Here is a 23889-nt window from a genome sequence, read left to right as displayed (position 1 = left end):
CTTATGTGCGTGTCAGTTTTTTTGCCGGTTCAGAAGTATTGGCGGGAAGCGACGGCAACATCATTTTGCAGAAAATTGCCCTGTTATTTTCTGCAAGCTATGTGGGCAAGCTTATCGATAGCTGTGCAATCAGTGCGAGCCCGCCGTGTCTAGTCAGCATGCACTGAAGCTATGTGACAAAGTTGTCGACTTACCTTTGTAGAATGGGCAGTCTGTTGGCTGTTATTGTACGTTTGCATCTGTAAGTAGCGCTATCCTGTTGGTATAGTGGAACAGCATTTCGCGAGGCATTTTTTCAGGTGCATCCAGTAAGGAGGCACTGCAGTCCGTTGATGCTTTCAGCTATAAAGCAGGCTGTTGCGGTAATACTGCAGTAACTTTATCCTGACCGGAGGAGGCTGCATCAGGCAGCAAAATGCCGTCTTCCATGCGGACCTGTCGCGAGCACTGCGCCGCCAGCCCTTTATCGTGTGTTATCAGCACCAGCGTTGTGTCCAGTTTCTGCTGCAGGTGAAACAGATGGTCTACCACACGTTTGCCTGTTTCTGAATCAAGGTTACCTGTGGGTTCGTCTGCCAGAATTACACGGGGCTCGCCAGCAAAGGCGCGGGCTAAAGCGACTCGTTGCTGTTCTCCGCCGGAAAGCTGTGCCGGATAGTGTGCGGCACGTGATTCCAGCCCTACGGCTGCCAATGCCTGCATGGCACGTTCCCGTGCACCGTGAACATGTCCGAATTCCAGCGGCAGCGCAGTGTTTTCCAGTGCGGTCATGGTGGGCACAAGGTGAAATGACTGAAAGACAATGCCCAGATTGATTCGCCGGAAGCGGGCCAGAGCATCTTCATTCATGTCTGAAAGGGTATGACCTGCAACGCGGACAATGCCGGAAGTGGGTTTTTCCAGCCCTGCCATAATCATGAGCGTGGTGGTTTTACCGGAACCGGAAGGCCCGACTACAGCCAGAGTTTCGCCCTGTTCTACCTGCAGATTAACACCGCGCAGAATGTTGACCTCGCCGGACCCGCCCATTAATGTCAGATATATGTCAGAAAGCTCAATCATGAGGTTATTCATGCTTAATATCCTTGTTCAAAAAGTGTGCACCGTTACAATGCGTGTCTGCGGACATTGCGCTTCTGCCGGTGCGTTTTTTATCGTTCTGGCTGGTTTACTGCTCGCCTTGCCGGTTGCCGCTGTCGCATCGGCCGGTACGTATGATGGTAATCAGTCTGCACCTGCTGGCAATGAAGCAGCGCATGATAGTGAAACTATAATCCATATTCTGGCGTTAGGCGACAGTCTGACTGCCGGTTACGGATTGGAAGAGGCAGATAGTTATCCAGCTGTGTTGCAGCGCAAGCTTACCGAATCCGGCTGGCCGGTAAAGGTGGTTAATGCCGGCGTATCGGGCGACACCTCCGCTGGCGGTCTGGCGCGGGTAGGCTGGGCTTTGGGGGCTGTGCCGGAGGGTAAGGTTGACCTTGTCATTGTCGGGCTGGGGGCAAACGATGCTTTGCGCGGGTTGCCGCCGCAGGCCCTGAGGAAAAATCTTGCAGGGATAGTGGAACAATGCCTTAGTCATGGTGCTCGTGTACTGCTGGTCGGGATGCAGGCTCCGCGTAATATGGGGGCCGATTATGCGCAGCAGTTTGATGCCGTGTATCCTGATCTGGCAGATAAGTATAATATTGCACTGTATCCGTTTTTGCTGGAAGGCGTTGCTCTTGATCCTGATATGAATCTGAAGGATGGTATGCATCCTAACGCAGAAGGCGTTAAGGAAATCGTAAAGCGATTGTCGCCCGCTGTTGTAAAAGAACTGGAGAAGTTGTGAGAATGTGCGCTTGTTCTGTATAAAGTTTCTTTGCATGAAGATACTACTACAGGTAAATGCAAAGTGAATGTATTGTGTAGTAATAAAAAAAGGCGGCCTGAGCCGCCTTTTTAATGTTCTCTTATATTCTACCACAGAGTGCAGATGTAGAAAGAAGAAGCAAAAACACTACCGTACATTACTGAGAAACCAATTGCATACTTGCGCATTTGAATGATCCTTTTTCCCTTGCGGGTTAGAGGTTCGAAAAAAATAAAGCGATTATGTACTAAAGAAAGAAGCATATGCACATTCTCTTGTACATAATCGCAATATACACCCTACGTGGCTCTAAGCCTAACAGGCATGAGCTTTAATGCAATGTTTGTATTATTAGTGTTTCAAAATGTTTTATATTCAATGTGGCATACTGGATTGTGTGTTTTTAAAAATATTAATTGTTGAATAAGCGAAGAATAACATTTTCAGGCTGTTAATGTAATGCCCCATGCCTCGGGGTACGTTTCGGCACAGCGGTAATACATTCGTCAAATCGCATCGTATGCATGATACCTGTGTGAAAAAAGATTGCATGTGTGCACGGGCTGCACCTTTCACCGTATTAGTGTGCGGGAGCGGGCGCAACGTTAGGTGCTGACATTTTGTGGCACCCTGTCAGTGGCTGTGCAGGATTGGCCCGCGTTGGCGGCACTCTGGCAAAATCTGACGGCTTGAACGTTGCAATCAGTGAGAGGAAAGGGCTGATGTGATCAGGCCACGGGGAGTGATGTGCCTTTTCTTGGCGGGGGAGTTACAGGTAACCGGATTATGAAGCGGGTCCAGTTGCCTTGCGAAGAGTACACTTCCATAGCTCCCTGATGCTGTTCCGTAATGATGAAGTACGAAACCGACAGGCCAAGGCCAGTGCCTTTGCCTACGTCTTTTGTCGTATAGAACGGTTCAAAAATTCTTTTGCGTGTTGTCTCGGTAATGCCGGGGCCGTTGTCTTCTATCTCTAGAATAACCTGCCCGTCTGATGTATGCATTCGTATGGTGAACTGCGGGTGCTTGTCGGTGTATATCTTTTCCGACATGGCTTCTGCCCCGTTTTTCAGCAGGTTCAGTAGTACCTGTTGAATTTCATTCCCTTCGCAGTGAACCATAGGGATAGCATCGGCATAGTCTTTTATGATCTCTATTTTTTTAAAGTCATATTCCTTGTGGAGGTTGTAATCGTTTGCTGCCAGCTCCAGTGCTTTTTCCATGATTTCTTTCATGTCATAGTTGGCGAAACGTTTATCGCTTTTGCGGCTGAAGCTGAGCATGTTGCTGACAATGGATGCAGCCCTGTTGCCGGATGCAATGATGCCTTCGATCATGCGGGGAACGCCGCGCAATTCCATATAGCGCCGGATGGATTCAAGGTCTGCGTTGCTGACTTGCGCCGCTTCAATATTACTGCGCATATCCGCAAAAAGCCTTTTACGCAGGTTCTGGGCATACCCCAGGATGGCAGCAAGGGGGTTATTTATCTCATGTGCCATGCCTGCCGCTAATCCGCTGACAGAAGACATCTTTTCGCTCTGGACAAGCAACTCTTCCAGCTGCACATGCTCGGTTATATCATCAACCAGTATGACCGCCCCGTGAATCCCTGCGCCTGTCAGCGGGAACATTGTCAGGCTCTCGTGGCGTTTTTCTCCGTCCACAATATGACTCAGCAAATGGTTTGAGCTGGGGGCGTCTGTGTTATGCGAACGGTAGATGCGGTCCACCTCTGCTGCAATTCTGGGGAACACGGCTGAAAGCGGACGTCCGCTTGCGTTTTCTTTCGAAATGCCGGTGACGTTTTCTGCCTGCATGTTCCACTGGATGACATTGCCCTGCAGATCGATGGCAATAAGGACAGAGGGCATTGAGTCCACAATGTTGCGCATAAGCAGCCGTGACTGTCTGAGCTGATGCACCGTGTCTTCGAGAAACGTCCCCAATGTGTTAAATTCCGTCACAGGCCCGTGGACATACGCTGCATCATGCTTTCCGTCACGGATTTTTTCCGCGTAGGCCAGCAGGCGCCGGAGTGCCGGATAGGTGGCGCACCGGATAAATATGAATGCGTAGACCAGAAATACTGCAAAGAAAAAAAGCAGACCGGCAATGGTGGCCATATACGTTTGCCTGATGCCGGTAAGCGTTGCGGCTTTGGTGCCTAAGGCCATCACCAGCGGCGTATCTCTGTCAAGAATGCGCAGCGGGATATACCCGATAGCCAGCCCGTTGCTGGCGTTATCAAGAATGATGGTCCGATAGCCGGAAGCTGCGGGAAGGTTGGCTTCAAGAATGCCGAGCAGCAGTGGGTCATCGTTTTTTACCGCTGCCCCCATGAGCTGACCGCCACTGAAGAATGCTACCGCCTCTGAATGGGTATGATCGTTTATGGCGCTGAGCAAAGAAAGGTTGTCATTCAGAACGGTAGCCCCGACGAGACACCCGAGGATTTTTCCTGAAACAGGAGACACTATTTGTTCTGTAGCCAGTAGCAGGGTCTGCCCGTTAAGGGTGTAAATGCTGCGCTCAAAGCTTATTCCGGGTCCCGGCTTGTTTATAAAGGTCTTTTCGGGGATGTCGTAAAATGGAGAGCCATTGTCGGTAAAAATTTTACCATCCGGCAAGGTGACAAGCAAAATGTCCAACGTATTGCCTTCCATGTTTACTTGTATTTCGTTCAGACTATCTTGAACGGCTTCCCTGTCCAGTCGCCCGAGGCTTTTGATCAAAGCCTGATTCCGGCCATTGGTGGCAAGAAGCTGGCTTATGCGTTCAAGTTCTGCAGAAAAAAGAGCGCTGACAATAAGGTGCCGTTGCTCAAAGCGTTGACTGAGCTCTGTATTTAAAAGAGATACCGATTTTGAATATGTCCACCATAAAAGTAAGGTTGTAAAAAGCAGCAAAGGGATAGCCAGCGGCAGTCCGAGAAGTGCAAAAAGTCGGTAGCTTTTGCGGGGAGCTTCCATGTGTGTCTCTGGTTACTGCAGGTTTTTTGAATAGCGAAAAGCCTTGCTTTTTAACTCGTTAAGTCGGGCTTCGCTTACGCCTTTGCGGATCAGGGTAAAATCACCGGAATAGATACGCGGAATTTCGTCATTGCGGCCTTCCAGGTCAAGACGAATGGCTTCTGCCATGGCAACGCCGTTGTCGTCGTTCATCCGCATTACGGTTACGTCCAGTTTGCCTTTCTGGATGGCTTCCAGTTCGGGGCTGCCGCCTCCCCATCCGTTGATTACAACTTTACCAATCATGTTTGTCTGTTGCAGCGCTTCTATAGCCCCAAGCGCAACATCAGTGGCACATGTATACAGTACGTCTACTTTTTGAGTCGATAAAATGTCCAGCGTTGCATGCTTTGCTTTGTTTTTGCTGCCATCTGTATAATAGGAACTTTGTTTTATCCACTGTGGCGGCAGGAGCCTTTCAAATGAATCCCCACGCATTGTGCTTATGTATCCTTTTGAAAAGTATAAGAGAGCATAGCTTGCGCCGGATGGGTATTGCAGTTTGAAGTGCTCAGCCAGCATTCTGGTTCCCTTCACATGGTCAAAGCCGACATAAAGAAAGGGCTGCTGTCCTTCCCAGGCGCGAAGGGGAGTCGTAATATTCTGCATAATGACTTTCGGGCGTTTTTTAGACAACAGGCGCTCTACAAGACGACGGTGCCGCCCTACGTCCAGCGTGAAGACTATGTAATCAGGATCACTGGCGAGGGCTTCGCGTATCTGAGCTTCCTGTAGGCGGATGTCCATGCTCGGGCGCGTAAAGAAATTGAGCATTTCATAGTCCACACCTATTTCGTCCATTCTTCCCTGAAACGATGCCACACTGCGACGCCAGTAGTCTGAAGCCTGTATTCCCGGATAAATGAATGCGATGCGCACCTTGGGCATCTGTCTGCCCAATGGCAACCCCGCAGCACGTACCCTTGTCTGAAAGCGCAGCATCGTGCGCCGTTGGGCGGGATGCTTATTCTGATATTCTTCCACCGTGTAGTAATCTGCCGGCGTCAGGTCTGCGGCAGAAAGCCCTTCGGGTACGCAGAGTGCGCTCATCAGCAGAGTTATGATTAACGCAACCAGATATATGTCGGAGCATAAGGGAGTATTCTGAGTTTGCCGGCAGCCAGCGCGGACAGGTTGTACTGTGCTGTTTTTGATCTTACCGGCAGGTGTGCAGGCGGTGTTATTGTATTGTTGGGTGTTGGTTATGCAAATTTCCGGCATGGCTTCTGCTCGCTTTGGGGCAATTTCAAGACTCATTATTGTATCAGGCTGACAGTATCTGGTCGAGCCTGCCGCGTTGCTGCTGACGGAGGAAAGCCTGTACGCATTCTGGCTGTGTTTGTGTTCATCTGCCGAATGAACATTGCAAGTGGTGATAGCTGTATGGCGTATCATAGCGGTAAATCTGTTGTTTTCGCGTATCTTGCTTTCTCAGATGAGTAGTGTTGTTGTATTATTGGTGCAGCATGAACCACTTGTATGCCTTGTAGTGGTATGTATGCGTTTTTAAAGGAATATAGTCTGACTATATAATAAGTCTATGCGGGGAGCCAGGCTGTCGCAATGATAGTTAGGAAATGTTTCAGATGCTGTGAGGCGGCGATGGAAATAATCGATGGGCAGTATCTGGCTCTTGCTGCATAGGCGGGATGTTTCTTGCTTTGAAGCCGTCAATTGCTTTGCCGTCAGCGGGTGTTGATATTTCTTAGTTAGTCGCTACTTCATTTGTGCATCTATAAAGATCACGATTATGTGGCTCGCCTTGTACCGTTGATAACAGCGGCGTGAATATTGAGACGAATGTTGTGATGTCATGTTTTATGCTCATGATAACAGCTTAAATGGCGTGTACATTATTTGTTGTCGATGTATACATGTCGTGTAGTTTTTTGCATAAAAGTTGAAATATTTATCATGCATATTTTGTTTTTGCGCGCAGTGTGTTTTGTGTGATTTTTAATAGAAATATTGTATTTTATATAAGTTGTAATTTTTGATGTTAAGAAGATGTTGTTATATCTAGATTTTTTGATTTTACAAAGTGCATTTCGACATGAATTGCCATTGAATTGTGATAGGTACAAGGGAATTCATTAGCGATGTGTGGTATGCATATGAGTATTGAAACGCGCGGTCTAAAGTGAATGCTGTGTAATTTTGCTATAGAAATTTGAACACGGAATATTGTGATATATAGCGGGCTTTTTAGTATGAGTATTGACTCAATTTTTCTTTATGTGCATTTATAAGCACAATAAAGGGAGGTTGAAATGAAACGGCTGATTCTGACATGTCTGCTTGTGCTGTGTTTGCCTGTGCTGAGCTTTGGTGCGGATTGCAAAGCTATTTACGGAAAAGGCTCTACAACACTGGTGCTTGCAACCGGCAGCCCCGGCGAACTTGGTTTGCTGGGCGAACTTGCGGATGCATTTAATGCAGAGCACGACACAACCCTGTGCTGGGTGAAAGCCGGTTCGGGTAAATCTTTGAATCTGCTTAAAGCAGGCAAAGTCGACCTTGTAATGGTGCATGCGCCTGCGGCGGAAAAGCAGGCTGTAAAAGATGGTTGGGCTGCCAAGCGTGCCCTGATCGGTTCCAATGAGTTTTATGTTGTAGGCCCTGTTAATGATCCTGCCGGAATTGCATCTGCCGCTACCGTTGCAGAAGCATATTCACGCATTGCAGAGAAGCAGGCGTTGTTTTTTTCACGCGGAGATAACTCCGGTACTCATAAGAAAGAACTGGCTATCTGGAAAAATACAGGCGTAACTCCCGAAGGCAGCTGGTATCAGGTCACTAATGATTTTATGCAGGCTACCCTGCTGAAAGCAGACAGTGAGAGCGGATACTTTATGACGGACTCCTCTACATGGGTTGCGACCAAGGCTAAAGTCAAAAATCTTAAAATACTGTTTAAAGGCGACGTATTTTTAGTGAATACGTACCACGCGTTGTTGGGGAGTAACGGACATAATGCCGAACTGAGCGCGAAGTTTATTGATTTTCTGATAAGCGAAAAAGGCCAGAGTCTGTTCGCGGACTATGGAAAGAATCTGTATGGTGAAGGCATGTACAATGATGCGGCCTATGCCAAAAAGTATGACCACTAGTAGTCTTTCATAGTATCAGAAAAGCTGCTGCCACGTTGAATGTAAGGGCCGGACACTCTGCTGTCCGGCTCTTTTTGTATGCGGAAAACTCCCGCCTAGCGGGGGGCCGCATACAAAAAAAGCGTAGCAAGGTAGCTTGCGCTTATGGTGTGTCTTTATAGATTGCGTGCAATAAGCATAATGGCGCTTAATGCAGAAAGTATAAACACAATATGACGGGTATATCCCCCATCGCAAAAAGCAGCGGCTTTGCGTGAGGCAAAGAATCCAAGCGCTACAGCGGGGCTTAGCGTAAGTGCCAACATAGCCTCGCGTATTCCTATCTTGCCAACGAATACCAGTGCGATCTGAGCCATGATTATGGAAATAAAGCCTACGAAAGCGAGTGTACCGCGTAGTCTCGGGCCGGGTTCATGCTGCAGGGCGATGGCAAGGGGAGGCAGCCCTACGCCGCTGACCGTACCCATAAATCCGCCCACGATACCGGCAGAAAAAAGCGTTCCGCTGTTGCTGGGAATGCGCATGCCGAATGCGCTCATGCCGACAGCTGCCAGAATAAGGCCCGCAAGCAGGAACGCCGTCTTACGTTGGGGCAGTATGCTGATAACCGACGCCGCAATGACAGTGCCGATCAGATAGCCACCGATGGTGCGCTTTACGCTGGGCATACTGACATCGTTGCGGCCTTTGTATGCCATCAGCGCAGTAATAATGCTGACCAGCATTACAACAGGGCCGGGAAGGAATACCGGATCAATAAGAATGAGCAGTGGCCCGATGAGAAGGGCAAGGCCGAAGCCCGCCACCGCCTGCGCAAATGCGCCACAAAAAACAATGACAAATGCGAGCACAAGGCTCTGCAGGGGAAGACCAAGTTCAAACATAGTAGTGAGTGTGTCGGAGTGTGTTAAAGTGTGGATTGGTGTGCCGTGTGTGCAGGTGCTAGCGTTACTTCTGCGTTCTGTCAACGGGGTGCGGTAAAAAACAGCCAGTACTCTGATTTCGGATATACACAAGGATATACCGTCTGCATTTGGTTTGCTGCACGTTTATGCCCACTTATCAGATAGAGATTTGTGGTTGCGGCCTGCTGCTGAGCAGTGCTTCTGCTGCAAACAATGTCTGCGCCTCCCGGCAGGTAGGTGTGCTTTGGTTGTATTGGTAATTATACAGCGAATTATGTGTATCAGCCGCAATGAGAAATTGCGCTGCGGTTTGTGCCGGTGCCGAAGCCTATGCCAATGATTACAGCAAAATTGAACCATGTTAGCAAGGCTGCGCAAGTCACTGCGGGCTGTTGCCTGCCGCTGTTGTCGTGGCTGATGAAGCGTGTTGTCACCATACTGGAACAAGTGGAAAACAGCTGCCCGTCACAATTCCCTGTTTTGTTATCCTTTCCTCTCTCGGCGGTTGTGCCATGCCATAATCGCCTTGCATCTGTGACTTGTGCCTTTGCCGTGCTGCTTGTTTATTGGCGTGGATTGTTGTTTTTTATGATTGTAATGATATCATGTTTTGTCTGTTTGAATAGTCTGTTGCATGCTGCGGTGTTACTGTATGTGTAGACAATGCTATTGACGTGGGTTGACGTTATACTGGCGCGGGATGTACCTTGCCGTCCACTGTGAAGGGGATGGTGCAGGTGAGCGGGCTTGTACCTGAACACGCATAGCGGAAATGACGTTCTGGCTGTGACGGAGCCACAACGCCTCCGGTCCCTTGCGGGCCTTTTTCGTAATGCTTGCCGATCTGGCACCGACTGCTGCTGCGCCGGACTATTACCGGTTGCAGCCGTATGTAGGCGGGGCGGGCATGTGCCTATTCGTACCTTTTTCCCCTTGTATATTCACAATCTATTGCATGCAGGTTTCAGCGTCTGGTTTGTGCGGGCTGCTGTTCTCTGCTGTGCGCCATGCTTTGTGGCGTATCAAACAAGGGGTGTATGATGCTTGATTCAAAACATACGGGCGCAGCCTGTATTGTGGCGGGTACCGCCATTGGTGCGGGTATGCTCGGCCTGCCTATGGTTATCGGTCCGCTGGGCTTTATTCCCGGAACGCTGCTGATGGTGGCAGTGTGGGCTATGGCTCTTTTTTCTGCTTTGCTGTTGCTCGAAGTAAACCTGAAGGTTGGTGCCGGTAAGAATTTTAACAGCATGGCGCGTGAAGTGCTGGGGCGCGGCGGACAGATTGTTGCTACCGGCAGTATGGCTTTTCTGCTGTACGCGTTGCTTGTTGCTTACCTTACAGGGGTAGGCGGACTTGTTGCCCGTACCGGTGCCGCGGCGGGGATGGCTGTATCGCAGCAATCCGGTACAATTCTTTTTGCCTTGCTTGGCGGAGTTGTTGTGCTTGTAGGCACTGCTCTGGTCGTGCGGGTGAACAAAGTGCTTTTTTACAGCATGCTTGCTGCAATGGTAGTCGCCTTCGGCAGTCTGGTGCCTTCAGTCGAAGTGCCTAACCTGACCGTGGCTGAAACCAAAGGCTCTCTGGTGCTCGCCTGTCTGCCTGTGCTGTTTACATCTTTTGGTTTTCATACCGGCATCCCCAGCATTGTCCGCTTTCTGCAAAGTGACGCCCGCAAGCTGCGCAAGGTCATTCTGGTAGGCACTGCGCTTCCGGTTGTCTGCTATCTACTGTGGCTTATAGTGTCGCTGGGCGGACTGTCTGTTGCTCAGATCGCCAGAATGGGTGGAAATGTTGATACGCTGGTGTCTGCACTTGCCGGTGATTCCGCGTGGCTTGGCACTGTGCTTTCCATCTTTGCCGCACTGGCCCTTTTTGACCTGCTTGCAGAAACGTTCAGTCTTTCTGATTCCACCTTGCATCGCGCCATTACAGCTGTGCTTGTTTTTGCACCGCCGTTAACGGCAGCACTGCTTTCTCCCGGTCGTTTTATTCAGGCTCTTGCCCATGCGGGCGCGGCTCTGACCATTCTGGCAGTATTTTTGCCGTGTGCCATGGCTTGGAAGCTGCGCAGAGAAGAGTCCGGCGTTTCGTACCAGGTGCGTGGCGGTACACCCGCACTGGTGGCAACATCGCTTTTCGGGCTTGTGATTGTGACAGCCAGTTATCTGTAAAAAAAAGCCAAGTTGAGTAGAGGCGCTTGCGGGGGTACCCGTAAGCGCCTTTTTTCTATTATATCTCTGGATGGTATACTCTGCCTCCCGTATGGCACTTTTTGGTGCGTACTTGACGATTGAGTGCCGCAATATAATATTGCTGTAACACTTGAAATAGGCTGCTAAAGGCAGCAGATGTTGTTGTTAGTGCGGTAACAGCGGCAGTTTTTACATTGTCATTTCATACAGGAGACAAATTCATGACAAGGCTCACAGAAGAATTGCAGGCACTGCAACAGGCTGCAAAAGAACGCATTCCGGCAGATGCATTATCAGTTATGGGGGATGAAACAGCAAAGCTTAAGGCCTCGGGCATTGAAGGGCAGGCACTGAAAGCTGGTGCCGCTGCCCCTGATTTTGTGCTGCAAAACCATATCGGCCAGTCGCGTACCCTTTCGGGATTACTGGCAGAAGGTCCTGTTGTGCTCAGTTTTTACCGCGGTGGCTGGTGACCTTACTGCAATCTGGAGCTGGTAGCTCTGCAACGTTCACTGTCCCGTATCGAAGAACTGGGTGCCCGCCTTGTGGCTGTCTCTCCTGAACAGCCTGATAATTCACTGAATACCATTGAAAAAAACAACTTGTCGTTTGACGTGCTTTTTGATCAGGGCAACAAGGTTGCTGATTCGTTCGGCCTTTCGTTTGTTCTGGCAGAAGCGCTACGGCCTATCTATAAAAAGTTTGGTATTGATGTGGAGGGCTCAAATGGTGACGGTACGTTTACGCTGCCTGTACCTGCCACATATGTTATAGATAAGGACGGGGTTATAGCCTACGCATTTGCTGATGCTGATTATACAAAACGCCTTGACCCTGAAGAGGTTATCGCTGCGCTGGAAAAGCTGACGCAAGCGTAACTTTGTAAGCTGACGATACTTTGTGACCGGAGCAACTTCTTAAGGATGTTGCTCCGGTTTTTGTTTTGTCCTGATTGAATGATTTTTACTGAAATAGCCTTTTCAGCATGCTATCTTCGTAAAGCTGGTATTTGATGGTGCCATACAAAGGGCTGCTTACCTAATAGGCTGACTATACCGTTGTTCATGGGGCAAGCTGCGATGAAGTGAAAACCATAGCGGAAGATAACGCACGTAAAAGCTTGCATCTGCGCAGTACAGTTGGCGGGTGAACTGCTTCCGACAAAAAGCATAACGGTATCTCACTGTGCGAAAGCCAAGGAGGAGAATATGAAAAAGTTTGTTTTAGTGCTGGCGATTTTTTTGATGACCACTGCTGCGTATGCTCAGCCTTGGAATGTCGATACCGATCATTCTGCCGCACACTTTAGTATCGAACATATGATGATAGCCAAAGTACGCGGGGCGTTTCATGACCTGCAGGGAACAGTAACCTTTAATGACGGAAAGCCTGTTGCCATTGATGTGGTTATTGCGGTGGGCAGCCTTACGACCGGAGTTGAAAAAAGGGATGAGCACCTTGAAAGTGCAGACTTTTTTGATGAAAAGGCATTTCCGGTGATGCGTTTTGTCAGTACCTCCGTGTCTCCGGCAGGCTATGATTATTATGCAGAGGGTGAACTGACCATTAAAGGCGTGACAAAAGTTGTCACGTTTGCTCTGTCCGGGCTTGATACTGGAATCGTAGACCCGTGGGGCAATACCCGCCGTGGCGGCAAGGCTACGCTGAGCATAGACAGGCGTGATTTTGATATTTCGTGGAATGCTCCGCTAGGAAATAGCGGCTTGCTGGTAGGCAACGAAGTGGAGATTGTTGTTGATTTTGAAGTTATCAGCCCTGCGGCAAGCAAATAGTTTTTTTGTGCTGGCGGTTAGCTGCCACTGGTTCCGTTATATAAGTATAACAGCAGGTTGCTGGTTCGCAGGCAGATGTTCTGTATTTATACGCTCCCGGGAGAATATCCCTCGGGAGCGTATTTTGTTTGTACCAGAAATTTGTAAAGCCAAGCGTAATCCGGTGCGTGTAATTAATTTTGTTATGTGACAAAAAATGTAAGCTGCTGAATTGTAAAAGATGAAAGTGTATATTTCACAGTCATGCTCATGTTGTTAATATCATTACAATTGATGTGGAAGGATTATTGGTATGTGCTCTTTTATAGTGCTGCTGTTTTGTGTTTGTATATGTTATTGCGTATTTTTGTGTAAATTTTATCTTGCATGTTGGTATATACTTACTGTTAATAGCAAGCAGCACATGCGCTGAAGATAGTATGGGATTGTAGTGGGCAATGGTGTTGCTGCAAGTTGAAGTGCAAAACTTGTAAATTGCTATAACGTGTTATAGAAAATTGTATAATGCGGGGGAGACGCATGTTTAAAAATCTCAGGCTTATCTGGAAAATTATGATCATTCTGGTTGTGGCTGTGCCGGCTATGCTGGGGCTTACTTTGTATATGACCAATGCTTTTACGGTGCATATGGAAGAGTCTGCCAAAGTGCAAAGTCTGGAAATGGCAAACCGTTATGCCAATAAAATTGATGCGGATATGAGCCTTGCCATGATTTCGGCACGTTCGTTTGCGCGACTGACAGAGACGATGATGGGGCATGCTGATCGTCCTTCGCGTGAGGCGCTTCGTGAAAGCATGGAAAATTTTTTACAGGATAATAAAAATCTGCTGGGAATTTTTGCCACGTTTGAGCCGAACGTGTTTGACGGTATGGACGCTGAGTATGCTGGCGCTCAATACCACAACAAAGACGGTCGGTTTGCTCCGTGGGTGCACTATGAAGGCAATAAAATAGAAACCATACCCAGCGTTGGCTATGATGTGGATAATGCAGACGGTGCCTGGTACCACCTGCCGCGCAAGACGGGCAAAGAAATCATCATGGAACCCTGGGCATATGAAATTGCCGGTAAAAACGTGATGATGGTTGATATGGTTGTACCGATGAGAAAGAACGGGCGCTTCATGGGCGTTGTCGGCATTGATTACCCCATGGGTACCATTGATGAATTTGTGCGGGAGATAACCGTTTTTGACTCCGGTTATGGTTTTTTGCTGTCGGCAACGGGGACATTTTTAGCGTATCCTGACCAGAAGCTGGTGGAAGAGACCGCAAGTATTTTTGATCTGCCTTCAACCACACAGGAAATGAGCGATGGCATTAAACGTGTCATGCAAGGTGAAGAGTTTTCCACTGTCATTGAATACAAAGGCGAATCCCGCCTTGTAACTTGTGTGCCGCTGTTTATCGGCAGGGCTGATAAGCCTTATATTTTCGGCCTCAGCATTCCCATGAGCGAAGTTCTGGCTGCTGCCAATCAGATGCGGACCAACGCACTGCTTATCGGGTCTGCGGCATCTGTTTTGCTGCTGCTGGTTATCCTGCTTATTTCACGGGCCATTGTACGCCCCATTCAGGAAACAGTAAGTGCTGTAGAAGGTATTGCTTCCGGCAATCTGGCCGTACGCTTGCCGGCTGATTCATGCGACGAAGTCGGACGCATGCAGACCGCAGTGAATAACATGGCCGAAGAACTGAAACGAAATATCGACGAAATCAAGAAGCAGCAGCAGGCAGCCGAAGAAAAAACCCGTATGGCAGAAATTGCCACTGAAGAAGCGGAAGAAGCGCGCAAGCAGGCTGAAAATGCCAAGCGTGAAGGCATGCTTATGGCGGCAAACAGGCTGGAGGCGATTGTCTCGCACCTTTCGAGTGCATCAGAAGAGATTTCTGCCCAGTCCAACGAGATACGCCACGGGTCCGAGATTCAGCGTGACCGCATAGCCTCAACTGCCACAGCAATGGAAGAGATGAACGCGACAGTTCTGGAAGTTGCCAGAAATGCGGCAGAAACTGCGGAACAGGTTAACGATTCGCGTTCAACTGCACTTGAAGGTGCAGAAGTTGTTCATCAATCCGTGGAAGCCATGACTGCTATCAAGCGGAATGCCGATGACCTGAACAGCAATATGAACAAGCTGGGTGAGCAGGCTCAGTCAATCGGTGCGATTATGACCGTTATTGAAGATATTGCCGATCAGACCAACCTGCTGGCGCTTAATGCTGCCATCGAAGCCGCACGGGCAGGTGATGCCGGCCGCGGGTTTGCTGTAGTAGCAGACGAGGTGCGCAAGCTTGCAGAAAAAACCATGGGGGCCACCAAAGAGGTGGGCCAGTCCATTAAGGCCATCCAGCAAGCCGCAAAGCAGAACATTGCAGCGATGGACTCTACTGTGGAGCGCATTGATGCTGCGACCAAGCTTTCCACCCGTTCCGGAGAAACGCTGCAAAGCATTGTTGCAGGTGTTGAGCAGTCTGCCGACAGAGTGCAGAGCATAGCAACTGCTGCGGAACAGCAGTCCGCAACGTCTGAAGAAATCAACAGTGCCATTGAAGAAGTAAACCAGATTACACTGGATACGGCACAGGCCGTCAGCGAAGCTGCACAGGCTGCGGAAGAGTTGGCACGGCAGGCGCAGGAACTGCGCATGATTATCGAAGAGATGAAAAATCAGGGCTAGTTTGCCCGATCCATACCGTACGAAACGGCCTTGCTGTAATAGCAGGGCCGTTTTTAAATTTTATACTGAGTTGAGTACGATAGTTAAAGGTGTGGCTGGCGGCGTGCGAACCCCTTGTAGCAAAGTGACTTTTGCCTTCAGCTTTTGAAAAAACGCCTTGGAGAGAGGCCTGCACGTCTCTTAGAGAAGTGAGGTGCCGAGCCGTGGCGTTCGTCGATTTGTGTCTGAGGGTTGTCTGTATCAACAAAAGGGGTACACCTTTTCTGGCCTTCCCCCATAAAACTTTTACAAAAGAACAATGACGTAACCACCCTAAGCCAATTCTCTTATGAGTTACCCTTTACTTCTTTCTCATGTAGGAGAGCGTGTAAGTTTTTTCACTCATGTATTGCTCCACGCTCATTTCCCGATAGGGGGAGATAACAACTTGGTCAATTGTAATATTGTTTTCATTTAGTAAGCTATCTACAATGTTTCGTAGAGGCGTGTGGTCGAAAAAGGCATGATTGCAGTACTTGCTGAAATCGAAATCAGCCCAATAGGCATGTTCTTCGGCTGTTTCACTCAAGATGATAAAGCTGTAATTATAGAAAACGTAGCCTTTAACAGCAAGTGTTTCCCCTTGCTTGTCCTTAAGAGCATGGTGGCGACTATCGAACAGAGGAAACCCATATTGAGGGTTGCTAGTGTAAGAGTAGCCGATTGATTCTGTATTATTTGCAAATACAGAACCTTTTTGAGCTTTGACATCGCTCTCTATGAGCATATAAAGTTGTACTCCCAAGTCTTCGGGGGTGAAATTTCCTTCCGCATTGTTGGGTAGGCTGTCGGGAACTATTACCGAGGGCAAATATACTCGCGTAACGTAAGGCCGCTCCTTGTCGTCAAATTTGGGCAGTTTCAGACCATAGACCTTAGGGTCGTTTTGCAGCTCATCAAAAGAAATGGAGTAGAAATCTTCTTTTTTGCCCGAGAGCTCAGTCTCCTCCATTACCTCCGACAGGGGAGTGGCATACTCGATGATGTCGCTGCAATATATGTTGTAAAAATGGCCTCCGCCGTGGCATTTTATCACCTTTCTATCTTTGTAGAGGGTAAGTGCGTTTGTGGGGCCTGCAGTTGCAGGTGGCGACAGGGTAAAAATGGAAAGCAGCATCATCCCGTCGTCATGCCTTACATAGAGGCTGTCTTTATATTTTTTTAGTAGATCCTCGTCTTCGATCCAAAACTTTTGGTCTTCGCGGGTTATCATAAGTGCAAAATCGCCTGAATTGAAATTTACATCGGCAAGAAAAGGTTTCTCCTCAGAACAGCCGTATAAAAAAATAGTTAGGAAAGAGAATATACAGATGAAGGATGTTTTGTGTTTTGTCATGTCTCTCTGTTTTTACACCGAAAATAATGTGCTCAGTAGTATGGCAAGAGTGGGAATAGGTGGTGGTGTTGCATAAGTCGTATGAATTATATACCCGAAAGATGTATAAACAAATCCTGAATATTGCATTTTGATAGACCAAAACTATACTTTTCGCCAGTTCTTCGTCACATTCAACTCTTTCTGCCGGCAAACCAACAAAAAGCTGCACAAGCAAGCGAAGCTACGGCATAAGTCGCAGGCAAGTGCTGATAGGGCATCTCCTTATACAGGAGCGTGACCATAATAAGTGCGGGTATAAAAATTGCGGATATCAGCCTCGCCCAGACCTCCATGTTGTTGTCATGATTTTTCTATTGTTGTTTTGTTCCACTGTTAGCCTAAAGCTTCTTGTGAACTCCCCCCAGCTTCACTGGAACTCCTGAGCCTTGAAAAAAGAGACCCTAGGAGAAAGCGATGAACGACAAGCGGTACACTGACCAGTTCAAAATTTAAGCAGTTAAACGGATCATCGAGAACGGTTATACTGTTCAGGAAGTTGCCAACCGGTCCGTATCTCCCGCATGCAATCCAGTTCCACACCTCCAGCTTCCAGCAGTTCAGACCAGCGGGAAAACCACCATTCAGATTTGATAGCAGCGTCGTTATAAACAATAATGCCATAGAATAAATCGGTGCCGTCGAATCCGGCAACGTACCAATGTGTGTGGTCTGGTTGAAAAAGGCAGCCACAACTGGCGGCTGACTGATGGCGATAAAAGTGACTCACCTGAACTAGGTGAATCAGGGTGCATGTTAGGTGGACAGAGAAAATAAGTTTTAAAATACCAGAGCGTGATGTTTTGCAGCCTGCTGTAATGGCAGGGCCGTTTTTATGTGCTCTGGCAGGGCGGGCTGTGAGACCATGTAATTTCAGCAGAACATGCCGATGCAGCACTTGATCTGCGGGATGTGCAACATGACCTGAAAGAACGGGTAGGCGCTTGTCACGACTCATTATTTATGATGGAAGAACCGGTTCACGGCTCTTGTATTGTTGATGATGTGTTCCGGAGGTTTTTTTATGAGCGATATCGAAGTTCAGTCCATACGTGCCTTGAACTATGCACGGAATGTGATTGCGCAAAGCCGTGTTGTCGAGCTTTGGCAGGATGCAGGTGCAATCGTGCATCAGGTAGGCTCTGTGCGTACGGGGCTGCTTTTGCATAATCGTGACATTGACTTTCATATCTATTCAGATGTGGTGGATGTGGAGAACAGCTTTGCAGTGGTAGGAAGGCTTGCCGCAAATCCGCGTATCACCCGTGTGGAATTTAGAAACAATCTGAATACGGATGAAAAATGTGTGGAGTGGCATGCGTGGTATCAGGATGATGAAGGTAAAGAGTGGCAGATAGATATGATTCATATCCGCAACGATTCACCATTTGCGGGATACTTTGAAAATGTGGCAGAGCGCATCAGCGGCGCTCTTACGCCGGAAACACGCAAGGCTATCCTTATTATTAAAGATGCGTTGTACAATGTTCGCAAGGTGCAGAGCATTGCCGTTTATCGGGCTGTGCTTGAAGGGGGAGTAAGGACTCCGGCAGAATTTGATGCATGGTGTCAGTCGAATCCGGCAGATGGCATTATCGAGTGGATGCCATAATCCTGCTACCATGAACCGACAGCCTTTTAAGGCGGTCTTATGCGTACCCCATGTGTGCGCTGGTTAGTGCTGATAATAGCACCGTCGTCCGTATTCTTTCTACAGCACAAGTAAGGCGTCGGGCCTTCAGGTTTGAAGGGGCTGATCACCGATTACTCCAAGGTTGCCATCCCTTCTTCCATTGGATCAGCTAGTCCTGTTGACTACGTATGGATAGCATCAGCGGGGTTTCGTTGCCATCATTGACGCTTGATGGCGGATGCCCTTCGCATAGCGTGTTTGTCTGATTTTTCGTTAGGTTGTTAAGCTAACAGTTTTTTTAGCGGCGTCGTTACTGTAACGGTGTCGCTTTTTTATATATTCAACCGGCTCTTGGTGATTAGGTTGAGGGAGAGGGAAACGCTGACAGGTGTGGAATCTTGTAGTATGTATTACTATGATAAATTGGCATGATACTGTTGTTTTGTCACACAGGAGACACACTTATGGAATGTAAGCTACTGCAAGAAGAAGAGGCTACAGGAGATGTTGCGCTGCTGTATAATGAAATACACGCAGCTTTCGGTATGGTTCCGAACTTTTTTAAAGCACAAGCAGCTGTTGATCCGGCCTGGGCACGCTTGAACTGGGAGCGCGCACGGCAAATTATGTTTGCCTCCGGCGCCTTGGATCGCAAGACGAAAGAATTAGTCGCCATGGTTGTTTCCATGATGAATAACTGCCAATACTGTCATATGGCGCATAAAACATCTGCTATGATGGCTGGTGCGACTGATGCGGAGCTGGCAGAGGTGGTAAAAATTATGGAGCTGTTCCAGAGCTTCACAGCGATAGCTTCCTCTCTGGAAGTGCCGTGCGACATTATGCCCGCCATGGCTAAGAAGCAGGCGTAACGATAGCGGAAACGAAGTAGCCCCTCCGGATAAGTGCTTATCCGGAGGGGCTTTACTCGTTTGTAATCAGTGCCCTTGTCTGCTTGCCTTGATGTGCCGTTGTATCAGCAACAGGCTGCAAAGACCTGCGAACAGCAGGAATATGGTGGAGGGCTCGGGCGTGGGAGTCGGGCCTGATGCCGGAATGCCCATCTGCGCCCTGTCCCAGTTTATGTACCAGTCAAGGTCTGTAAAGGTGACTTGCGTAAAACTTTCTTCCGGGGAAACTACTCCCCAGAAGTGACGGTCCCCGTCGTACGAGCCGCCAACAGGGTTGGGTATATTAAAATCGTAATTGTTGATCAGCGCGTGCATGTCTACACCTTGGTCAACATCTCCCATAAATATGCCGAACGCAAAAATCGGTACGTTAAAGCTGATCGTCAAGTTTCCGGTATGTCCTGTCTGCCACAGGCGGACTCCGTCAATGGCAGAGGATGCGCTGGTGACTATTCTGCCTGCACTTAATGCCCCCGTGACGCCGTTTCCGAAGTCAATATCGGGCGATGCTTCAAAATCCTCAAAGTACACCACGGACAAGGCCTGCTGAAACGCAGCCTCGGCTTGAAGGTGTGTTATCGCAGCTCCCCAGTTGTTGCCGTAAAAAGTGATGGGAGCTGCCATAAGCTGGCTACAGAGTAACAGTAGAGAACCAAAAGTAGCGAGAACCCGGACCGGAATACGTTTCATGGTAACCTCCTGCTTGGTTTCGTGCAAAGGAGGCAATATCCGTGCCTGTTGTCGGCATAATGATGTCAGAGTGTTACCGTCTGCAGTTGTAGCAGCGCTGTAAATATTGCCGACGTTTTTTCGGGTATCAAGACAGATTTTCTTTTTATATTAGATAGATGAATATGCTAATTGTTTGTATTAAGTGTTTTTTATTTTGCTTTTTCAGCAGGTCAGCAATGAGCACGAGCTATTGCGTAAAAAGTGAAATCTGGCGGCTGCAGATGCGTGCCAGCAACGCGGCATCGTGGCTTATGACCAGCATGCCTATATTACGGCGTCCGGCCGCATCAAGCACTGCCTTCCAGATGGCCGCCTGTGTAAGCGCATCAAGCATGGAGGTGATTTCGTCGCAGATAAGATAGCGCACGCGGTTATCCAGCGCCCGTACAAGGCATACCCGTTGCAGCTCTCCGCCGGAAAGTTCGTGCGGGTATCTGGCAAACCATGCGGGGTCAATCCCGAGAGCCGTCATCAAGGCGGAGTCGGGCGTACCGGCTTCGAACAGAATTTTTTCAATAGTCCATCTGGGGTTTACTGCCAACTCAGGATGCTGGAATAACAACTGAACAGGGCAGAACGTACCGGATGTAAAAAGAGAGTCCGGTTTTGAATCCAACCTGATAGTGCCGGTATGCGGCTTCAGATAGCCGGAAAGAATTTTTCCCAGCGTTGATTTGCCATTGCCGCTAGGTCCGGCCAGTCCTGCAACCTCACCCTCAGTCACCGTAAGGTCGATATTTTGTAAAATCCACGGCGAGCGGTTGTTATAGCGGAAGGAGATATTTCGGGCTTCAAGCATTGTGGCACCGTACTTTGCCGTTTTGCATGGTTCGCATTTCAGGAAGAGCGGCCGTGCACAACTCTCCGGCATTGCAACAGCGCGATGAATAAGGACAACCGATGGTCTGGTCTGCTTTTGAAAGCGGAACGGCTGTATTTTGCGGGAGGCTGAATCCATTGGCCGGAAGCGAGTTCCAGAGAGCTTGTGAATATGGATGTCTGAGTGCGCCTTCATGAGAAAAATCAGACACCTGTGCTTCCTCCACAGTAACCCCGCCGCAGAAGATAGAGACGGTATCAGCTACCGTCAGTGCGGATTCAATGTCATGTGTTATCAGCACTACGGCTTTACCTGTGTCTGCAAGCTGGCGCAGGTGCGCAAGTGCTTCTGCTGTCCGGCTTGGGTCAAGGCCGTTTGTAGGCTCATCCGCAACAATCAGATTGGCACCGCCGATGGTCGCAGAGGCTGTCATTACCCGCCGTGCCATGCCGCCGGACAGTTCGTGCGGATAAAGGCGGGCGACCTCCTGCTGCAAGTCATATCTGCCGAAAGCCTCCAGCGTGGCTTTAAGAGAATGACGCTTCTGTACGCCGCCCAGTTCTGCCGCACGGGCTACTTGTACGCCCACATACAGCAAGGGGTTCAGGTGTGTGACAGATTGCGGAACCAGCGCAATTTCCTTACCGCGAAGTTGTGTCATACGTTGGCGGGTAAGAAGCGCGTCTTTATAGAGCAGCTCTCCCCGCATAGATGCATTGGAGGGGAGAATGCCAAGCAAGGCATGGGCCAGCAGGCTTTTGCCCGCGCCGGATTGCCCTACGACAGCCAGTATCTGGCCGGAATCGACAGTCAGATCAAGGCTTCGGATTGCAGTCACTTCATGCCGCCTCAGCCCCGCGGCATAGCTGGAAAAGCATATGGAAAGCTGTCTTACTTTAAGCATAGTCTTTCTCCGGCATGGAAGTATTGGCTAATCCCGACATGTACGCGGGTCCATCAGGGCGCGCGCATTATTGCCGAGGATGTCGAACATTTTCACGGTAATCACCAGCATCGCTCCGGGTGCTACGGCAAGCCACCACAACCCCATGGAAAGGTATCGCATGGAATCCGCCAGCAGCACGCCGATGGCGGCACTGTGCGGTGACATGCCGAATCCCAGAAACGTAAGTGCCGCAGCATGCAGAATCGCATGGGGGAAGAGCAGTAACAGACCTACCATGAACTGCGGAATAACGTGCGGCAAAAGGTGGTGTCGTGCGATATAGGCATTGCTTTTGCCCAGTCGTTTTGAAAGTTGCACGTATTCTGCCTCGCGCAATTGCAGTATTTCTGCCCTGATAACACGGGTAAGCGAAGGCCAGTGCGATGCTGCAACGGCTATGATCACCCCTTTTGCCCCGCCGCCGCAAGCGAACGAAATCAGAATAAGCAGTACAAGATGAGGGGTTGCCATGGCTACATCAACAAGCCATGTGACAATACGGTCTACAGCTTTGCCCAATGTTGTGGCTGCCAGCCCCAGTGCGAGGGCTATTACGGCAGAGCATGCCGCAGCGGTCAGCCCCACGCCAAGACTGACACGCAGCCCCTTCATTGTACGGGCCAGCATATCCCTTCCCAGCCAGTCTGTACCGAAGGGGTGTTCCATACTCGGGGCCAGCTTGCGCTGCATCAGGCTGGTTACTTCGCCTTTGTCTCCATACAGCCACGCACAGACAAAAATGACTGCGAAAAACAGCAGGCAGAAGGCAACCCACAGCAGTGTGCGTGTCCGGCGGTCAAATGCGCGATTGCCGGACAGCATGGTCAGCGAGTTCATGCTGCCTCCTCTGCCGGTCGCATTCTGGGGTCGATGATACGATACAGAATGTCAGCCACTGTGTTGCCGGTAAAAACAAACACGGTGCTGAAAAGGACAATGCCCAGCAGCAAGGGGATGTCTCCCCGATATCCGGCTTCAACCGTTGCCATGCCCAGACCGGGATAAGAAAAAACCTGCTCCGCCAGCACTGCCCCGCCGAAAAGTTCGCCCAGCGAAGCAAACTGCAAAGTGATGGCCGGAAGAGCGACGTTACGAAGTGCGTGACGAAAGGCAATGCCGATTTCGCTTTCGCCCTGTGCTCTGGCAAACTGGGCATAATCACTGTGCATGGCCTTAATCGTTTTTTCACGGGTATGCAGGGCTATCTGCGCTGTGCCGATAAAGGACAGCGTGACGGCGGGCAGAATCAGGTGGTGAATCCGCTGACCCAAGGTTGCTTCTTCTGGACTTAAGCCCACAGGCCATGCAAGTCCTACAGGCGCCCAACCCAGATGAATGGAGAAAATACTCAACAGCACCATACCCACCCAGAAGGTAGGCGTGGAAGCCATGGTGTAGGCATACATGCCGATAAGTTTGTCCGCTGTGCGGTTTTCGTATGTGCCCGCCAGTACACCCAGCATGAATCCCGCAATGCCGGAAATGCTCCACGCCAGCAACATCAGCCAGAATGACGTGGCAAAGCGTTTGCCGATAACCGTAAGCACGGGCTCGTTAAAGATGGTTGATACGCCGAAATCTCCCTGCACCAGCTGTGCGCCCCACCGCAAAAAACGTTCTACGGGCGGCTGATCAAGGCCCCATCTTTGGGATATTATGTCGCGCTGTTCCGGCGAAACTTTAAGTACTGCGGGGCCGAGATACGCATCTACAGGGTCAATGGGCGAGACGTTGACCAGCGTATAAGAAAGGGCCGCTACAGCAATCAGCAAAAGCAGCAGACGTAGCGCCTTTTGAATACAGAAAGAGCAGAAATGCGCAGGGGAAAATGGCATGGATATCCTGTCTGGCGGCCCGTGTAACCACAGGCCGCCGGCAAACT

The 23889-nt window shown here is 49.4% G+C and carries 20 protein-coding genes; 9 read left to right on the top strand and 11 right to left on the bottom strand.

Features of this window, described 5'->3' with window-relative positions; genetic code table 11:
- Positions 1 to 342 precede the first annotated feature (342 nt).
- Complete coding sequence (locus ACK5LI_RS10090) at positions 343 to 1074, bottom strand: ABC transporter ATP-binding protein (RefSeq protein ID WP_416948839.1); 732 nt, start codon at positions 1072 to 1074, stop codon at positions 343 to 345.
- Between ACK5LI_RS10090 and ACK5LI_RS10085 the strand changes: the two genes are divergently transcribed.
- Positions 1073 to 1834, top strand: a complete 762-nt coding sequence (locus ACK5LI_RS10085; protein ID WP_416948837.1) for an arylesterase — start codon at positions 1073 to 1075, stop codon at positions 1832 to 1834. The two genes, ACK5LI_RS10090 and ACK5LI_RS10085, sit on opposite strands and share 2 nt — an antisense overlap.
- A gap of 749 nt (positions 1835 to 2583) precedes the next feature.
- Here the strand turns inward: ACK5LI_RS10085 and ACK5LI_RS10080 are convergent.
- Together ACK5LI_RS10080 and ACK5LI_RS10075 are read right to left on the bottom strand one after the other, a co-directional pair.
- Complete coding sequence (locus ACK5LI_RS10080; RefSeq protein WP_416948835.1) at positions 2584 to 4827, bottom strand: ATP-binding protein; 2244 nt, start codon at positions 4825 to 4827, stop codon at positions 2584 to 2586.
- Between the two features lie 12 nt (positions 4828 to 4839).
- A complete protein-coding gene (locus ACK5LI_RS10075; protein WP_416948833.1) occupies positions 4840 to 6123 on the bottom strand; it encodes a substrate-binding domain-containing protein in 1284 nt (427 codons plus the stop codon).
- Between the two features lie 1013 nt (positions 6124 to 7136).
- Here ACK5LI_RS10075 and ACK5LI_RS10070 point away from each other — a divergent pair.
- Positions 7137 to 7976 (top strand): substrate-binding domain-containing protein, encoded by an 840-nt coding sequence (locus tag ACK5LI_RS10070; RefSeq protein ID WP_416948830.1) that lies wholly within the window; start codon positions 7137 to 7139, stop codon positions 7974 to 7976.
- 155 nt (positions 7977 to 8131) lie between these two features.
- Here the strand turns inward: ACK5LI_RS10070 and ACK5LI_RS10065 are convergent, their stop codons facing one another.
- A complete protein-coding gene (locus tag ACK5LI_RS10065; RefSeq protein ID WP_416948828.1) occupies positions 8132 to 8827 on the bottom strand; it encodes a sulfite exporter TauE/SafE family protein in 696 nt (231 codons plus the stop codon).
- Between the two features lie 1094 nt (positions 8828 to 9921).
- On the opposite strand from ACK5LI_RS10065, the gene ACK5LI_RS10060 reads away from it, so the two are divergent.
- The 5 genes from ACK5LI_RS10060 to ACK5LI_RS10040 all read left to right on the top strand — a co-directional run bounded on the left by ACK5LI_RS10060 (position 9922) and on the right by ACK5LI_RS10040 (position 15551).
- The gene (locus ACK5LI_RS10060) at positions 9922 to 11055 is read left to right on the top strand and encodes an amino acid permease (protein WP_416948826.1); all 1134 of its coding nucleotides are present in this window, start codon (positions 9922 to 9924) and stop codon (positions 11053 to 11055) included.
- Between the two features lie 242 nt (positions 11056 to 11297).
- On the top strand, positions 11298 to 11549 hold the full coding sequence (locus ACK5LI_RS10055; protein ID WP_416948824.1) for a hypothetical protein: 252 nt from the start codon (positions 11298 to 11300) through the stop codon (positions 11547 to 11549).
- 12 nt (positions 11550 to 11561) lie between these two features.
- A complete protein-coding gene (locus tag ACK5LI_RS10050; RefSeq protein WP_416948983.1) occupies positions 11562 to 11954 on the top strand; it encodes a peroxiredoxin-like family protein in 393 nt (130 codons plus the stop codon).
- Positions 11955 to 12284: 330 nt separating this feature from the next.
- A complete protein-coding gene (locus tag ACK5LI_RS10045; RefSeq protein ID WP_416948822.1) occupies positions 12285 to 12869 on the top strand; it encodes a YceI family protein in 585 nt (194 codons plus the stop codon).
- A 519-nt stretch (positions 12870 to 13388) separates the two neighbouring features.
- Positions 13389 to 15551 carry a methyl-accepting chemotaxis protein gene (locus ACK5LI_RS10040; RefSeq protein WP_416948820.1) on the top strand — a complete coding sequence of 721 codons (2163 nt, stop codon included), beginning with the start codon at positions 13389 to 13391 and terminating at the stop codon, positions 15549 to 15551.
- A gap of 340 nt (positions 15552 to 15891) precedes the next feature.
- Here ACK5LI_RS10040 and ACK5LI_RS10035 read toward each other — a convergent pair whose 3' ends face one another.
- Together ACK5LI_RS10035 and ACK5LI_RS10030 are read right to left on the bottom strand one after the other, a co-directional pair.
- Positions 15892 to 16926 (bottom strand): hypothetical protein, encoded by a 1035-nt coding sequence (locus ACK5LI_RS10035; RefSeq protein WP_416948818.1) that lies wholly within the window; start codon positions 16924 to 16926, stop codon positions 15892 to 15894.
- A 508-nt stretch (positions 16927 to 17434) separates the two neighbouring features.
- Positions 17435 to 17923 carry a hypothetical protein gene (locus tag ACK5LI_RS10030; RefSeq protein WP_416948816.1) on the bottom strand — a complete coding sequence of 163 codons (489 nt, stop codon included), beginning with the start codon at positions 17921 to 17923 and terminating at the stop codon, positions 17435 to 17437.
- Between the two features lie 66 nt (positions 17924 to 17989).
- Here ACK5LI_RS10030 and ACK5LI_RS10025 point away from each other — a divergent pair, with 66 nt between their 5' ends.
- Together ACK5LI_RS10025 and ACK5LI_RS10020 are read left to right on the top strand one after the other, a co-directional pair.
- Positions 17990 to 18577, top strand: a complete 588-nt coding sequence (locus ACK5LI_RS10025; RefSeq protein WP_416948814.1) for a hypothetical protein — start codon at positions 17990 to 17992, stop codon at positions 18575 to 18577.
- A gap of 485 nt (positions 18578 to 19062) precedes the next feature.
- Positions 19063 to 19470: a carboxymuconolactone decarboxylase family protein gene (locus ACK5LI_RS10020; protein WP_416948813.1), complete on the top strand. Its 408-nt coding sequence runs from the start codon at positions 19063 to 19065 to the stop codon at positions 19468 to 19470.
- 66 nt (positions 19471 to 19536) lie between these two features.
- Here the strand turns inward: ACK5LI_RS10020 and ACK5LI_RS10015 are convergent, their stop codons facing one another.
- The 5 genes from ACK5LI_RS10015 to ACK5LI_RS09995 form a co-directional block, all read right to left on the bottom strand.
- Entirely contained in the window at positions 19537 to 20199 is a 663-nt protein-coding gene (locus ACK5LI_RS10015; protein ID WP_416948811.1) for a PEP-CTERM sorting domain-containing protein, read from the bottom strand.
- Positions 20200 to 20428: 229 nt separating this feature from the next.
- Positions 20429 to 21040 carry an ABC transporter ATP-binding protein gene (locus ACK5LI_RS10010; RefSeq protein ID WP_416948809.1) on the bottom strand — a complete coding sequence of 204 codons (612 nt, stop codon included), beginning with the start codon at positions 21038 to 21040 and terminating at the stop codon, positions 20429 to 20431.
- The gene (locus ACK5LI_RS10005; protein WP_416948807.1) at positions 21033 to 21965 is read right to left on the bottom strand and encodes an ATP-binding cassette domain-containing protein; all 933 of its coding nucleotides are present in this window, start codon (positions 21963 to 21965) and stop codon (positions 21033 to 21035) included. Before ACK5LI_RS10005 ends, ACK5LI_RS10010 begins: the two co-directional genes overlap by 8 nt.
- Before the next feature lie 27 nt (positions 21966 to 21992).
- Positions 21993 to 22844, bottom strand: coding sequence for an ABC transporter permease (locus ACK5LI_RS10000; protein ID WP_416948805.1), 852 nt, complete (start codon positions 22842 to 22844; stop codon positions 21993 to 21995).
- On the bottom strand, positions 22841 to 23842 hold the full coding sequence (locus ACK5LI_RS09995) for an ABC transporter permease (RefSeq protein WP_416948803.1): 1002 nt from the start codon (positions 23840 to 23842) through the stop codon (positions 22841 to 22843). The genes ACK5LI_RS10000 and ACK5LI_RS09995 overlap by 4 nt, the downstream gene beginning before the upstream one ends.
- Positions 23843 to 23889 lie beyond the last annotated feature (47 nt).

Source organism: Oleidesulfovibrio sp., assembly GCF_047973035.1.
Lineage (GTDB): Bacteria > Desulfobacterota > Desulfovibrionia > Desulfovibrionales > Desulfovibrionaceae > Oleidesulfovibrio.
Note: the sequence above shows the minus strand (reverse complement) of the source record. Positions and strands in the feature narration are given on the sequence as shown.